The sequence below is a fragment of the Caballeronia sordidicola genome (genome assembly GCF_002220365.1).
Lineage (GTDB): Bacteria > Pseudomonadota > Gammaproteobacteria > Burkholderiales > Burkholderiaceae > Caballeronia > Caballeronia sordidicola_C.
This window is the reverse complement of record NZ_MTHB01000276.1, coordinates 12,638-27,377: the sequence shown is the minus strand read 5'-3', so window position 1 is coordinate 27,377 and position 14,740 is coordinate 12,638. Positions and strand designations below refer to the sequence as shown.

The 14,740-nt window shown below is 57.2% G+C and carries 16 protein-coding genes; 10 read left to right on the top strand and 6 right to left on the bottom strand.

Going from position 1 to position 14,740, the window contains the following annotated elements:
• The 8 genes from BSU04_RS39980 (at position 1) to BSU04_RS39945 (ending at position 8,570) form a co-directional block, all read left to right on the top strand.
• On the top strand, positions 1-1,044 hold the full coding sequence (locus tag BSU04_RS39980) for a type IV secretion system protein (RefSeq protein WP_089165727.1): 1,044 nt from the start codon (positions 1-3) through the stop codon (positions 1,042-1,044).
• Positions 1,044-2,432, top strand: coding sequence for a TraI domain-containing protein (locus tag BSU04_RS39975; RefSeq protein ID WP_089165726.1), 1,389 nt, complete (start codon positions 1,044-1,046; stop codon positions 2,430-2,432). The genes BSU04_RS39980 and BSU04_RS39975 overlap by 1 nt, the downstream gene beginning before the upstream one ends.
• Positions 2,429-4,300 carry a conjugative transfer system coupling protein TraD gene (gene traD / locus BSU04_RS39970; RefSeq protein ID WP_089165725.1) on the top strand — a complete coding sequence of 624 codons (1,872 nt, stop codon included), beginning with the start codon at positions 2,429-2,431 and terminating at the stop codon, positions 4,298-4,300. The genes BSU04_RS39975 and traD overlap by 4 nt, the downstream gene beginning before the upstream one ends.
• Positions 4,301-4,310: 10 nt before the next feature.
• Complete coding sequence (locus BSU04_RS39965) at positions 4,311-4,829, top strand: hypothetical protein (RefSeq protein ID WP_089165724.1); 519 nt, start codon at positions 4,311-4,313, stop codon at positions 4,827-4,829.
• Positions 4,786-5,040 carry a hypothetical protein gene (locus tag BSU04_RS39960; RefSeq protein ID WP_089165723.1) on the top strand — a complete coding sequence of 85 codons (255 nt, stop codon included), beginning with the start codon at positions 4,786-4,788 and terminating at the stop codon, positions 5,038-5,040. Before BSU04_RS39965 ends, BSU04_RS39960 begins: the two co-directional genes overlap by 44 nt.
• Positions 5,033-5,647, top strand: a complete 615-nt coding sequence (locus BSU04_RS39955) for a DUF4400 domain-containing protein (RefSeq protein ID WP_089165722.1) — start codon at positions 5,033-5,035, stop codon at positions 5,645-5,647. The genes BSU04_RS39960 and BSU04_RS39955 overlap by 8 nt, the downstream gene beginning before the upstream one ends.
• 298 nt (positions 5,648-5,945) lie before the next feature.
• The gene (locus BSU04_RS39950) at positions 5,946-6,818 is read left to right on the top strand and encodes an ATPase (protein WP_089165721.1); all 873 of its coding nucleotides are present in this window, start codon (positions 5,946-5,948) and stop codon (positions 6,816-6,818) included.
• Positions 6,819-6,836: 18 nt separating this feature from the next.
• Entirely contained in the window at positions 6,837-8,570 is a 1,734-nt protein-coding gene (locus BSU04_RS39945; protein ID WP_089165720.1) for an ATP-dependent helicase, read from the top strand.
• 110 nt (positions 8,571-8,680) lie between these two features.
• On the opposite strand, the gene BSU04_RS39940 is transcribed toward BSU04_RS39945, so the two are convergent.
• Both BSU04_RS39940 and BSU04_RS47250 read right to left on the bottom strand, forming a co-directional pair.
• Complete coding sequence (locus BSU04_RS39940) at positions 8,681-8,935, bottom strand: hypothetical protein (RefSeq protein WP_089165719.1); 255 nt, start codon at positions 8,933-8,935, stop codon at positions 8,681-8,683.
• Positions 8,936-9,836: 901 nt separating this feature from the next.
• Positions 9,837-10,205, bottom strand: coding sequence for a hypothetical protein (locus BSU04_RS47250; protein ID WP_089165717.1), 369 nt, complete (start codon positions 10,203-10,205; stop codon positions 9,837-9,839).
• 461 nt (positions 10,206-10,666) lie between these two features.
• Between BSU04_RS47250 and BSU04_RS49055 the strand changes: the two genes are divergently transcribed.
• Entirely contained in the window at positions 10,667-11,239 is a 573-nt protein-coding gene (locus BSU04_RS49055) for a response regulator (protein WP_089165716.1), read from the top strand.
• On the opposite strand, the gene BSU04_RS48320 is transcribed toward BSU04_RS49055, so the two are convergent.
• From BSU04_RS48320 to BSU04_RS39905, 4 genes are all read right to left on the bottom strand, one after another.
• Positions 11,136-11,351 (bottom strand): hypothetical protein, encoded by a 216-nt coding sequence (locus tag BSU04_RS48320; protein WP_256983823.1) that lies wholly within the window; start codon positions 11,349-11,351, stop codon positions 11,136-11,138. The two genes, BSU04_RS49055 and BSU04_RS48320, sit on opposite strands and share 104 nt — an antisense overlap.
• Positions 11,352-11,727: 376 nt before the next feature.
• Positions 11,728-12,387, bottom strand: a complete 660-nt coding sequence (locus BSU04_RS48315; RefSeq protein ID WP_152602812.1) for a helix-turn-helix domain-containing protein — start codon at positions 12,385-12,387, stop codon at positions 11,728-11,730.
• A 155-nt stretch (positions 12,388-12,542) separates the two neighbouring features.
• Positions 12,543-13,169, bottom strand: a complete 627-nt coding sequence (locus tag BSU04_RS39910; protein WP_089165714.1) for a tyrosine-type recombinase/integrase — start codon at positions 13,167-13,169, stop codon at positions 12,543-12,545.
• 143 nt (positions 13,170-13,312) lie between these two features.
• The gene (locus BSU04_RS39905; RefSeq protein WP_089165713.1) at positions 13,313-14,218 is read right to left on the bottom strand and encodes a LysR family transcriptional regulator; all 906 of its coding nucleotides are present in this window, start codon (positions 14,216-14,218) and stop codon (positions 13,313-13,315) included.
• On the opposite strand from BSU04_RS39905, the gene BSU04_RS48310 reads away from it, so the two are divergent.
• Positions 14,132-14,731: a DoxX family protein gene (locus BSU04_RS48310; RefSeq protein WP_256983822.1), complete on the top strand. Its 600-nt coding sequence runs from the start codon at positions 14,132-14,134 to the stop codon at positions 14,729-14,731. The genes BSU04_RS39905 and BSU04_RS48310 overlap by 87 nt on opposite strands.
• Positions 14,732-14,740 lie beyond the last annotated feature (9 nt).

The following is a 14,740-nucleotide window of genomic DNA, read 5'->3' as shown; positions in this document are numbered from 1 at the left end:
ATGGTGCGATCGTTTCGGACCTTGCGCCTTGCCATCGTGTGCGTGGGCATCTTTCTCGGGGCCTCGTACGGTCTGCAAACCGCGAATGCACAGTTGGTAACGGCCGCCGACGCGCCGGCCGCGACGGGTGCTGCGGCCGCTACGACCCCGGCAGTCCCGGCAGGCACCCCCGGCGAGTTTGGAAAGGGATCCAATGATGCGGTCGGACAGATTGCGTCACTTTTAAATAGCTTGATTCCGAACGCGGTGACGTTGAGTCAGAAGGTGATGCCCGAGGCCAACAAATTTGCATGGGGGCTTGGAGTTATCACGATCGTTCTCGCCGGGGTACGGTTCGCTGGAACTCACCATCCGGTCTCCGCCTGGATCGCCGTATTCGAGGAGATCACTATTTTGGGGATTTTTGTCGCCCTCTATCTCGGGTACACCACCGCTGCACCGGGATTTTGGAATTGGTTCGTAGCCTTGGGATCGGCAATCAACAATGGGGCGTCCAGTGACGTTGCGTCGCAAATGGCGACGCTCGCAGGAACGATCGTCGATGCATTGCGCCAGAACTTCACGGTGTATGGCGCGCTCACCAACCTTCCGAGCTTTATCGCCGACGCGGCAGTGCTCCTGCTCGCATTCGTTGTGATGGCGATTGCTTCGGTATTTTTCGCCTACTACACAGCCATCGGTCAGATCCAGTCCGCGATTGGCATTGTCCTGGGTCCCATCGCGTTGGCGCTCGGATTTTCATCCTATACGCGCAACTATTTCCAGAAATGGCTCGACTGGATGGTCAGCGCAGGCATGTATGTCGTGGTCGTCCAAATTCTGATGGGGCTTGTCGGTACGTCGATAACATCCGCGTTAAAGACCGCGACGACTGTGGGCGGGCACACGACGATGAACGCCGCGTATGTGTTCGATCTCGCCGTGTTCGTTTTGCTGCTCTCGTTGGAAATCCCCAAACTCGCTGGAATCTTTGGCGGCGGAGCGAGTGCGTCGGGTACCAGTGGCGTGAAGACGCTGTCCAAAGCAGCTACCGGATTCCTTTAATGTCGAGCGATCATCACCCAATCACTGCCGAGAAGCTGCTTGCAACCCATGACAAGCGTATCGAGCTCGTTCGGCAATGCGCTAACGAGAGTGTGCAGTCCGAGTTTGATCGCAAGTGGCTTGCGGTCTTGCGACGTTGCGCCGCTTGGTTCTCGTCCATGCCACTGACTCCCGAGCTGCACAGTGAGCCCGGGGGGGCGTTTCGCGCGACTGTTGAGTCAACGTTCTATGCAATGCGCCTCGCGGGTGGCCAAAAGTTTGCCGCGGATCTAACGTCGGAAAAGCGTAGGCGACTCGAGCCGCAATACAACTATGCGGTGTTTCTCGCCGCGGCATGTTCGTCCCTGGATGAGCCTTGTCGCCATTTTGAATTTACGCGCAATTCAGACCGCATGCAGTGGAGCCCTGCCGCACACGGTGCCTTTGGGGAGTGGATTGGCCGCGGGAGCTATTCGATAGCGCGGCGGGTGACGCCTCTTAAGAGCGAGCGCATGCGAACGGCGATGTTCGCTCAGATGGTTGTCACCCCTGAATTGCTGGCTGGTTTGGATACTGCTGTGCTGGCGGATCTGTTTGGCGCGATCAATCCGGAAAAAGCGCCGCAAGGGTTTGAGGCTTTAGTGCATAAGGTTATACGTCAGGCGCTGGACGTCGCCGTGGACTTCGAACGTAAAGCGCAGCGTGGAGTTTTCGCTCCGGTGAAGTTCGACGTTCCGTCCGCCGTCCATGTGGCACTTGAACTGCAGCCGCAGGCCACGCTTGTCGTGCCGGCGACGTCTGCTCCGATTTCACCTTCGAGCGCACCGTTGTCGACCGGTACCGCGAGCGCCGGTTCGGAGATGCCAGCGCCGTCCTCAGTCGCACACATACCAGTTCCGGCACCGGTTGCACCGACCGCAACGCCAACCCGTGAGGGTTCTCCAACGGGCCCTCAGCTTTCGCAGTCTCTGCTCGATGCGTTAGAGCGCAGCGAGGCGCAGAGTGCGGCTTCGGCTTCGGCTTCGGCTCCGGTTACCACTCCGATCGACGCCAGTGCTGAAGCGAGCAAGCCTGCACCAGTCGACCCGTCAAAGGTTGGCGCGGCACCGAAAGCCGTCCGCACTGGGATCTCCGACCAAGAGTTGAACGACGTTCTTGGGCCCGGAGCCGCCATGATGCGCGAGTTTTTCCGCGCCCTTGCTGACGACGTAGCAGCTGGCAAGGCAAAGGTGACGTGGGAAGACAAGGGTCTAACCGTTCAGAAACGTCTGATCGGCGCGTATGGGATGACCAGCGAAACGCTGGTTGAACAACTGCGCAAGCGCAGCCTCCTGCTGCGCGTCCAAGGCACAGAGATCTGCATGGTGGAGCGCGCAGGTCGTCTTATCATGGAGCGGCCAGCCGCATGAATTACATCAACCATTTCAGGCCAATTTACGAAGTGCGGCCCGTAGTCGTCTGGTCGGTCGCAATCGTCGGGATTCTCGTGTCTGGCATGCCCTATAGCTGGGCGTTCGCGCTGTTCGGCACATTCTTGCTTGCAATTCGTTGTATCCAGGTCTGGCGGGCGCTCAGTTTTCGGATGGCGATTTCAACGAAATGGCTGAGCAAAATTCATATATCGAAACTCCTTGCGACCCAAGCAAATATGCGGGAGCGTGAGGACTCGATGTACTTGGGTACCGGGTTCGAATGGACCCAAAAGCATACGCAGATTGCTCACGATATCTTGCGCATGCCGACCACCGACATTCCGTCGCTGCCGCGTTGGCTCAACAAAACCGAGATGGGCCGAGCAGTTGAAGCGCGCATCGAGTCGTTGTTCGCTCCGGCTGACAGCGTGCGCGACCGGATGCCGCAAGGCTCGTCCTGGATTCACGGCATGGAGCCCAAGAAGGTCCGCGTGCCGTTCCATTACAAAGCGATGGGCGGACATACGCTGGTCGGCGGCACGACGGGTTCAGGCAAGACGCGCACCTATGAGGTCATTTCCACGCAGGTCATCCACAATCCGAAAGACGTGCTGATCATCGTCGACCCGAAGAACGACGATGATTGGAAAAAGCGCGTGGAGAAGGAATGCAAACGCACCGGCCGGAAGTTTCTCTACTTCAATCAGGCGAAACCAGCCGAGTCGATCCGCCTCAACCCGCTTGAAAACTGGTCGCAACCCTCAGAAATTCCGTCTCGCATCGCGCAGCTCATGGAAGAGGGACGATTCCGCGATTTCGCGTTCTTGTTTATCGACCGCGCGGTTAAAGGCGAGTTGTATGTGGGCGACAAGCCGAATCTGCGGTCGATCCTTAAATACGCACAGTCGGGAATCGGGACGCTTTTGGATCGATGCTTGCGCCGCTTTTTCGTTGAGAACGGACTCGCCAACTGGGAGCAGGATGTGGTCAGCGCCACGATTGCACAATCGAAGGCCAAGAACGATGTTTCGCTTGTTGACGGAATGGCCAAACTTTATATTGACCGTTTCGCCGCTGAGGATCGCGGCCACGAAACCATCGACGGGTTGATCGCAACGCACACGCACGACCGCGAGCATTACATGCGCATCATCGCCTCAGCACTGCCGCTTCTCCAGATGCTGGCAACCGGCGAAACCGGCCTGATGCTCGCGCCCAAAGCTGACGATTTCGAGGATGAACGCGAGATTTGGGACATCGACAAAATCATCAAGCAGAAAGCGGTTTTGTACATGGGCCTGGACTCCCTGTCGAACAACATCGTGCAAAAGGCGATCGCCTCAATGGCGCTCTCGGACGTGGCTGCGGTGTGTGGGTCCATTTATAACTTCTACGCCGAGAAACCTGATGTCGTGCTCATCATCGATGAGATCGCCGAAGCCATCAACGAACAGGTGATTCAGATTCTGAACAAGGGGCGTGGCGCCGGGTTCAAAGCGTTCGTCGCTTTTCAGGCACGCGCGGACCTGGAGGCAAAGCTTGGAAACGCCGCGAAAATGTTGCAGGTTTTGGGCAACTTGAACAACCAGATCATCTTACGATTGGAAGACAGCGACACTGCAAAGTGGTTTTCGGACAAAGTCGGGGAGACGGCGATTCGCGTGGTCAACATCTCGAACAGTACGAACACCACCACAGAGTCGCATGCCATGGAATTCAGCGGTTCTCAGTCACGGACACTACAACTGGAAAAAGCGCCGCTCATTCCCATGCGCCTGATCCACAGCTTGCCGAATTTGCAGTACTTCATGCGCATCTCGGGCGGTGCGGTCTATCAGGGTCGATTTCCAATCATTGAAGGCTAATAAAACAATCATGTCTGTCGCATTCAAAAATATCATTCGCGATCACAAACTGTCGCACAAACTCATTCCGGTGTTTAACGTCGCGCCGGAACTGGAGCTTGCGTGCTCGCGGGTGGCCGACTTCGTCGGCGAACGGTTTCGCGGAGACAAAGGACCGTTGTGTGCCGAGATGATCAATTCCGCATTGAGCGGTTACAAGCGTGCCAAGCGCACGGGCGACCAGCACATCGCTTTTATGCAGGGGCTTTTCGAACCCGCGAAAGCGCTTTATGCGCGTCGCTACGTCGCCAAACGGGGTGAGAAGCTGAGCGTTTGGTCGCCGATGCTCGAGCCAATCCCCTTTTTCGAAGAGCGGCATGCGAACTGTGAGTTCGAAATGATCGAGGAGCGTTGTCCGGAGCAGATAACCGAACGCACCGCGGCGTTCCAACTGGCATCGCGAGTGTTGCAGGGCGAGGCCTTTCGTGTTTACTTCGAGGAATATGATGTCGCTCACCGTTACGATCATAGCGAAGTTGTCGGGGGTTGATACCGCGACCGCGCGGCGAGCGCTCGACACAGTCGCCGCGTTCGATGAACCCCAAGCGGACCCGCCGGCCGAGTTTTCACAAGGCGCGCATGCGCGGTGCTACGCGTTCGCCACAATAGCGGAGTTCCGACCGGCGTTCTTTTGGGCCGGAATAATCGCGGTCGCCGCGATCCCGGTGCTGTTGATCGTCAAGGTGCTGCACCATGGCTAGCCGATTCGGAGCCCATCTAAAAGTATGGTTTCTTCTGGTTCCTGTCCTTGCAATCGCAGTGATGCCGGCGATTCCCGACCGCTCTTTGTTCGAGGTGCCTGAGGCCGAGTCAGCGTCATTGGTCGCATCCGTCGGTGCCGAGCGCGCGGATGCCGCGACGCGCTCGGCGAACGATCTATTCCGACGCTCTTTTGTCGCGAACGGTTTGCTGCATCGAACGCTGTCGGCCTCTGGACCGGTCGGAGGGATGACCGATGGTGGATTCTCCTCATTTGCGCATACCTGGACAGAGAACTTCTGGCTTCTCATCTATCGCATGCTGTATCGAGCAATGGTGATGAAGATGTGGATCCTTGGGACAGTGCTATTTGCTGTCGGCATGTTTTTCGATGGGACGGCTCGTCGCAAAATTAAGGCGTCCGCAGCCGGATTTGTGAGCCCACTGTCGTTTCACCTTGCTGGCCACGGGCTGCTGTTGGTCTTGGGAACTCTGTTTGCCGTCCTGGTTGTCCCGATTCCCGTTTTAGCCAGCTACTGGGTCGCGGTCGCCGCGCTCCTTGGTGGTCTTCTCTGGAAAGCCGCCGAGTCGTTTCAATCCGCCCGTTAGGTATCGAAGACCGCGAATTTTTTCGAAAGCTACATCGTTTTCCGCGTCTTTCTCAAGAGTGGCCACTATCATGATAGTGGCCATTTTCATATCTACGCTCGTTTCAACGTCCCCGGAGGCCGGCGCGACGCGCATCGTGCCGATCGGCTTTGGGACAACGGCGCAAAGCCGATTGAATTAATGCGTGTTTCCAACTTTCTCAACGGACCGTCACCGCAACAATGGCGTACATAGGCAGCGTCTCGCGTGCCTTGTTTTCCAACGACGAAAGGGCGAAGGCCCGACCAGGAGAGGCCGAATGAGCACTGTTGCAGAAACCAAGACTAAGAAAAAAGCCGTCATTGACGGCGCACCGATCGACGCAGAGGGCGTCGTTGAAGCGCTCGGAGTCGGGGCAGGCGAGCCGAGCAATGTCCCGAGCGACGGCGCCGACGACGGCGAACTGGAGCGTGAGCTGAGCCAGATGGAGGCCGACGCTGACCGGCTCCAAAAAGAAGGCATTATCACGAGCGCTGATGCAGAAATGAAGCGTGCCGAAGTGGCCAAGACGCGCACGCTCTTTCGTGATTTGCCCGGGCACGAGCGCGTCGCGATCCTCAAGCGCCGGCGCGAGATCGGCCGTCAATTGTTGGAGCGCCAGTTGTCGGGCGCCGCCGTCGTTTCGGCGCACGTGCGGTTGAACCATACTCGTTTGAAGCCTCTTTTTGAGCAATGGTGGCCGTACCTCAACCGCATGAGCATCAATATGCAGCGCTTCGGCAATTCGACGTTCGGCAACGACGACAAGGACACGGTGAACGGCTTTTTCGAAAAGCAACTTAAGTCGCTGGAGGCCTATGTGGATGAACAGCAGCGGGTCGCCGAGGGCTATCGCAAGTCGAAAGAAGAGGAATTGCGTGCGGCAGGGGATTTCGTGTTCGAACCAAGCATCCCCATGCCGGCCATGGAGATCGAGGTTGAGGCCTATTCCCGGTTTTCGATGCGCATCCTCACGGCATTGATGAAATTCGACAAAGCAATGGATCACTTTGATTTCATGGTGTGGAATGGCATTCGCGACCAGTCAGACGTGGACGATGAAACCGTGCGCTTCCTAAAGAAGTTCAATCCGCTAGGCTTGCGTGGCTACCTGACCCACCTGCGCCTGATGACGACGGTTCGCGGTCTTTAATCTGGCGAGGGGGAAACGATGCTGGACGAACTGAATCCCCAGCAACGGGAAGTCGCCCAGTTGCGTCAGAACTGCGTGGCGATCGCTTGTCCGGGAGCGGGCAAGACCAAAACGATCGCCACTAAAGCCGCGCTCCTGCTTCAGGAAGACGCGGTGATCGTGGGGGCGGTGACTTTCTCAAAGGATGCTGCGCTCGAGCTGCGCGAGAGGATCTTGGCCACCGCCGGTAAGGCGGTAAAAAAGCGGCTGATTGCCGGAACCTTCCATTCGCTTGCCTACAAGCAGCTTCAACGACCAGGATCGCGCCCGCTCGATATTGCGTCAGACGGGGATCGGCTGGGTCTGCTCATTCGCGTCATGCAGGAGATCGGTCGAGAGGGCAAAGCTGAGGACGTTATCCCGGCCATCGAGAAAATCAAGACTAATTTCGGCAAAGTGGATCCGCACAGCGAAGACGGTCAACTGTACGTCGCTTACCAGGACGCACTCGCCAGAAACGGGAAAATCGATTTTCAGGACATGCTTCGCCTCGCGGTTGAAGGCATGGAAAACGGCACGATCCTCCCGTACCCGTTCGCCTATCTTCTCGTTGACGAGTTTCAGGATACCGACCCGTTGCAGTATCGCTGGATTGAACTCCACGCGAAGGCGGGATCGATTGTCACGGTCGTCGGCGACGACGATCAGAGCATCTACGCTTTTCGTGAAGCATTGGGCTACCGTGGCATGGAAGCCTTCATCAAGCAGTTCGACGCAAAACCGGTCGTGCTCGGCAGCAACTATCGCTGCCGTTCAGAAATTCTGGCCGCGGCGGATCGGGTCATTCGAAACAACGCGGATCGTATAGCCAAGGTGCTAAGGGCAGAGAAGGGCGTAGGGGGCACCGTGGCGGCTTCCCGTCACGCAGACGAGTATGCAGAAGCCGTGGCCGCTGTGGAGGTTCTAGGGCCTCTCATGGCCAAGGGCGATTCGTGCGCGATCCTCGCGCGAACCAATCGCATTTTGGATCCGCTGGAAGCGGTGTGCCGGTCGCACGGGGTGAAGTACTACCGCGCGTCCGGTGCATCGGTGCTGAGCCGTCCCGAAGGCGCTTTGATGTGCAACCTGCTCGAAATTGTTGAGCGCGTGAAAGACACTGGCCTGGATTCGGTGCTTGCCCACCTCGGCCTGCACGCCGAACAATTGCGTGCCTTGCACTCGTGCATGGGTGCCGAACTGCAGCAAAAGGGCAAGGCGGAACTCGTCGAACTTGGACTGCCGGAAGAGGTGGCAACGAACTACCGCGAGTTTATGAAACGACTTGCTGAGTGGCGGGGGCTGTGTGATCGTAAGTTTTACTCTTTGACGCTGTCGGGCGTAAGCGAGTGGATGCTCAAGTACACAAAAAAAGAAACCGCGATCCGCACGATTCAAGCGACCTACGATGTGCTGTCGCGATTGTCTGGGACGTTCGCAGATCGCCTTCATTTCATGCGGCAGGACAATAACCAACCGACGCCTGGCGCGCTTATCCTCACGACCATGCACAGTTCAAAAGGACTGGAGTGGGACCATGTTTGGATCGCACGGTCTGAAGAAACCATCGTTCCGGACGCGAAATCGACCGAACCCGAAGAGCGACGGCTCTTTTACGTCGCAATGACGCGCGCCCGCGAATCATTGATGATTTCGGGCACGGCAAAGAATTTCGCATCTCGATTCGCGACTGAAGCGCAAATCGAATCAACCGTGAAACTTTCCGTCGCCGCTTAGAATTCTGTCGGTTGTCGACCCACAAGGGACGGTCGCAATTCTCCGAAGCGGTCGTTCAATGGCAGAGCACGGTCGAAGTTAACCATTTTGCTCATGTCACGGGCGGAATCTTATTTCGGGCAAAGTTGATCGGCGACCGTCGCTACGGGGGTAGCCGGACGGATGTCCGACGAGGGCTGCCTGTCAATATTCAACGTCACTTCGCCTCCGTTCAATAAACGTCCGTCGATCAGTGTCACCTTTCTCGCATCGCAATCGATTTCATAATGACTCAACTGTTCAGTGATCGGAATTGATGCGATCGTTAATTTAAACGGTTCATCCCACAAAAATCTGATGGAAACAAAAATCTTGTTATCGGACACTCGTATAGAAGCCCGATCGAGTTGAGACCGAGAGCCCTGATATGCCGCGATAGTCTCCCACACAGCAGAATCCGCAAGGGCTAGGCAACATGTTGTCGACGCAGCGATGGCGAGCGCAGCCGCGAAATGCAACCGCCATCGTGTTAGCGGGAAAATGGGTAGAGTCATTGAGCGAAGGCGGTCCGCACCGAACACGTTTGTAGTTGCGAAGTCAGATTTAAATGCGGCGGTCCTGTGGCTATTGGAGATCAAGTTGGCCGAGACGGGCAACACTGGTCCGCAAGACATACGACCGACTCGCCCGTCCTTCGCATGAGCCCGTGGTCGATGTTGTAATCGTCGGGAAAGTCAAGGTCAATGACCCGTCTCCGCGAATGCCCGAGGCGCGAACACTTCGGACGTCGACAGCGCACCCGTCGCCGACCTCCGCGAGCGCTGACAGCGCGTAGTACGGCAGTGGATACTTTGGGCCCGGATTATTGGAAGGCCCGAATAAAGCGAGAAATTGATGAACATTGTTGCCGTCACCGAATCCTTCGATGACGAAAGATGCGATAGCGATGGTCCCGTACTTCGGCACTTTAACAAACTGCAGTTGCCTGCCATGCGGTGGCTCCGCCGCGTACTCGTCCTTAATCGCGGCGACTAGACGATCAATTCGCGAGCTGATCTGACGCGCACGATCCGTGCGGACCTGCGCGTCAGTGGATTGTCCCGCTACGGCTGGGAACGCGACAAAAGCGGTCACCAAAATCAAGGCGATGAGACGGATGCCTTCCGAGACCACACGCGTTCTCGGCAACTCTGTCCTCTCGGCTTCCATAATTTGTAATCGCAATATTTATAGTTGCGTGCATTGTCGCCAATTCAGATAGCCGTGTCGAATTTCGCTTGTTGGCCGCTATGCGTCGGCCCGATAAGAGCCGGCCTCCAGCGCATCGCTACACCTTTGCCAGATTTGCCCGACGAGCGGGCTTTGATAGTTCAGAGTCAGTTCGTTCGTGAATAGCATCAGCGCATCCGATTGACGCACCGAGTGAGAGGCTCTCAGTTGCTCGCGGGACAACTTTAGCGCCAGTTGTCCGAGCATCAGCCTGTCAAGCCAGCTCGCCGACATCATGTTTCTAGTCAGCCAGATGCGAGCCGATTCGACGACGTGGTCGACGCGCCATGTTTTCGTCAGAGCGTGCGACGCGAGCGCACTCGTCACTAAATAGCAAAGTAAATGGGTTCGTGCTGTTGGGCTGATCGGCTGTTTGGGGCGCGTCATATTGGTTGGCTCAGACTCCAGCGAAAGTGACCCGATACGGTGGATAGATGTTATCGATAGTCGCGCGCGCGATCCATGAGGATGTGCGCAACAATGATGACCAAAAACTGAATTTATCAGCGCGTCCCGACATCTCTCGCTCAGTGGGTTTCTTACAAGAATGTCGTGGCTGTCGTTCGGCCGGCAGATGGAGAGGAGCGGCAAGGCCACGAGCGAGCGCACATGGCGCAGATCTGAAGATGAGCTGCCGGAGTCGACCCGCTACGGTCCTTCGACTTTCTCGACAGGAGACATTCCCGGTCGGCGCGCAGGTGCCACTGAATCGGAGCCACCCGATAAAGGTGTACATTGAGTACACTTCATCGTCGGGTGAGCGGCAATATCGTGCCCGCGACCCATTGGTCAAGAACGTTGCGGATTCTCCTTACGGTCGGATGTAAGACACCTGTTCGCGAAGCGAAATGCAGACGATTCTTCTGGTAGATGACGATCGCAGTATCCTAGTAGCGTGGAAACGTATTTTGCGACTCGAAGGCTACCGAGTCGAGACGGCCAGCGATGGTGCGGCCGGTCTAGCGGCTGCCCAAGAGGTCGAACCCGTCCTGATTATTACGGACCGATCGATGCCCAGAATGGATGGTGTCGAGCTATGCCGTCAAATCAGGCTCGAGCCGAAGTTGGCCGGGATACCCGTGGTTCTAGTCAGCGATAGCCATGAAATTGGGTTCAACGCACCCGTTTGGAATGAGCTTTGGCAGAAGCCTGTGCCAATGGAGACCATGCTCGCGTCAATAAGGCGGCTCCTGGCTTTGCGGCCATATAGACGCGATCAGGCTTCACACCACCACCTGCGGATGAATGTGACCTTGAACGGGCATTTCACGGAATATCGACGATCCCATACCGATGTCGGAAGGCCGAAAGTTGTCGCTATGTGCCGGTCCGGGAAGCGTTGGCCTCCAGCGCATCGCTGCACCTTTGCCAGATGTGACCGACCAGCGGGTTTTGATAGTTCAGCGTCAGCTCATTCGTGAACAGCGCAAACACATCCGATTGACGTACTGCATGCGCACCGGTCAAGTGCTCGCGGGACAACTTGAGCGCCATTTGTCCGAGCATCAGACGGTCAAGCCAACTCGCCGACATCCGATTCCTAACCAACCAGATGCGTGCCGATTCGACGACGTGGTCGACGCGCCATGTTTTCGTCAAAGCGTGCGAGGCGAGCGCACTCGTCACTAAATAGCAAAGTAGGTGGGTTCGCGCCGCTGGGCTAATCGACTGTCGTTGGCGTGGCATGTTTGTTGATTCAGGCTCCGGCGAAGGTGACGCGATAGGGTAGACGCATGTTATCTGCACTCGCACTCACGATCCACGGCGACTTGCGCAACAATGACGACTAAGAACTGAATTTATCAGTCGTATCCCCCGACATGCGCTGGGCCGGCACTTGCCTCTGGCCGGTCGCCGCCGCACGCATGTCTTTGCGGCGTCAGCCCACAATGCTTAGGGGGTCTCTCCTTTAACGACGCACTTTGCGTATCAAATGCGATAGTTCGAGATCCGTCGCGATCTTCCAGACATGGCCGCGAGAATATCGAATGCCAAAGCGGCGTTCGATCGCCGCGCAAAGCCGCTCGTTGGTCCAGTTATCAGCTTCGATTCCTTGTGCTTTCGGGGAATGGCGTAACGCAGCGGCGACCCAAGACATTATTGTTGCCGTTGACACTTGTTGGCTCGGCCCGACATGCGAGCTGCTTTTGGGTTTAAGGCAGTCGGCAAACCCGAGGTCAATGATGATCTGTCTGACGTACACACGGGAAAAGCTGATCCCGAGATCCTTTGTGATCAACGAACGAAGGCGTCCGTCCGTCCACTGGTCTGACTTGTATCCGTGTGCCGAGGCTGATCCGCGTAACGCAGCTGCTATGTACTCCCGCGCCTCTGGACTAAGGGAAGGCTTCCTTCCTCCTACTGACATGCGCTCCAGCGCGTCCAAGCCACCTTCGGCCAGAAGCGCTCGATAGCGCCGCGCGGTTGAGATGGAAATGCCGAGCGCAGCGGCGACTTGGGCGGGGGATTTCCCCTCCGAAAGTAGTTGAGCGGCTTCTAACCGCAACGCCACGCTTGGTAGCATGTCCTTCGGCGTGCCCATGGCGTCAAAACGGAGTTTCGGATTCACAATGCTCGCACAAAAGCGCCAGCAGGGCTTGAGAGTCGGGGTCGGGACTAATCTGACGAGCCTGCGTCCGGCTCGATTGTCAGCAATGTAGACATGAACCGCGAATGGCCGAAAGTGGCCGGACAGCGACCGACCGCCGTCCGGCATGCCTTGGTTCAGACCTCAGTCTGTTCGGCCATCTCAAGTGCATCGTCGACCTCAATGCCGAGATATCGGACTGTGCTTTCAAGTTTGGAATGGCCAAGTAACAACTGGACCGCCCTCAGGTTCTTTGTGCGCCGGTAGATCAGGGATGCCTTTGTCCGACGCATGGTATGGGTTCCGTACGCCGTGTCGTCGAGACCAATTGATGCGATCCAGCGATGCACGAGGCGAGCGTATTGCCGCGTCGAAAGGTGCGGCGACCCGTGAATCCGGCTCGGGAACAGAAAGTCCGACTGCGACAGTCCGGCGGTCCTGATCCACGCTTCCGCGCTATCCCGGGTCTGCTCGGTAAGCTCGAACTGGACCGGACGCTGCGTTTTCTGCTGCATGACCGTTGCCCGGGATATGACATGTTGGCCGTGGCAAATATCACGCACTCGTAGCTTGGTCAGATCGCATGCTCTCAACTTGCTGTCGATGGCCAGGTTGAAAATCGCGAGATCACGTGTCCGCGCCGAAAGTTGCAGGCGAATCCGGATGGCCCAGATCTCCTTCAGTTTCAACGGCGGCTTCTGTCCTGTGAACTTGCCCTTGTTCCACGGGATACGCCCGGGTGTGTTGATCGCGGTCGTTTCCATGACGTTCTCCTTTCAAATGAAGGGAACGTTAGTCTGCGCCGGCTGCTGGTGGTCGCTGTCCGACCCGTTGCAGCCCCCGACGAGTGGCAGCTTCGGAGCAGTCAATTTTAGGGCACACTCGATCAACGCTTATCCACCACCCCTCATTCCAGATACGGCGTCAGCACAACTTCGATCCATTTCATGAATGCGCGGACTCGACGCGACAGATTGCTCCGATGAGCTACGACGAGGGACACGGCGAGCGCCCGGCGACGAGAATCGGGCATAACCTCCACAAGCGCTCCATTCTCCAGGTATCGGCCAATCCCCAAGAGTGGCGCCTGAATCAGGCCGAGGCCGGCGAGGGCAGCGGCTTCGTAGGTCTGCGCGTTGTTGACGTGTAGCGTACCCGGCAACTGAAGCGTCGCGTAGCTGTCGCCGTCCGGATATTCCCATCCATAAGGTCTTGAGCCGAGCATCGTCGAAAAATGAATTGCTTGATGTTCGTGACGCTGGAGATCTCCTATCGATCGAGGCACGCCATAGCGCGCCAGATAGACGGGACTGGCAGCGTTGACCATGCGCAACAGGCCCAGTGGGCGGGCAATCAGCGTCTCGTCCCGTATGGGTCCAAGCCGCAACACGCAGTCGAACCCCTCTTGAACCAGATCGACTTGCCGATCCGTACTCGACACCTCCAGCTCCAACTCGGGATGAGTCGCCATGAACTCCGGCAAGGCTGGCATCACCGTGGTGCGCGCCACCTCGGACGGAAGATCCACCCGTAGACGCCCGCGAAGTGCCACGTGCTCGCCTGCGAACATCGAGTGCAGGTCATCGACTTCAGCAAGCAGATCGCGGGCGCGCGCATGAAACGCACGTCCGTCCTCTGTCAACTGCACGCTCCGCGTCGTCCGGTGCAGGAGTCTGACACCGACATCTTCTTCCAGCTTCCGGACAGCCGTTGAGACTCTCCCCTTTTGGATGCCCAAGCTGTCGGCCGCGCGGGTGAAGCTCCCCATTTCCGCGACCGTTACGAATATGAGGAGGGGTTCGAGATTCTGCATTTTCGTGCCTCGGTATTGTTACCCGCAGAGAGAACAGTTAATTCACCTTGTCGACGTTTACCATATCTAAAAAACACAATAAGCTTCGAAATTGAGACCCACATCGGAGAACAACAAGTGACTGAAACTATGACCTTGCATCGCTCCCTGTGGGCCGGGCGGGTAATGAGCGCGATTGTCGTTATCGCTCTGGTGGCAGACGGGATTATTCAGCTTTTCGTGCCAGCACAGATCGCGAGCATGTTGCAGGAAACCGGGTTCGCGATGGACGTTACCCGCGTCGTAGGTCCGATCGTCCTTGCCTGCGCCATCCTTTACGCCATCCCGGCTACCGCCGTCCTCGGCGCGATCCTGGTGACGGGCTATTTGGGAGGTGCCATCTGCGCCCATGTCCGCATTGGTGAGTTGGGATCGCCGCCAGAAATCATTTCGCTGGTTCTGGGCGCGTTGACATGGGGTGGCCTCTACGCGCGCAACTCCCGTATCCGAGCGATTCTGCCGCTCATTCGTTAAGCCAACCGG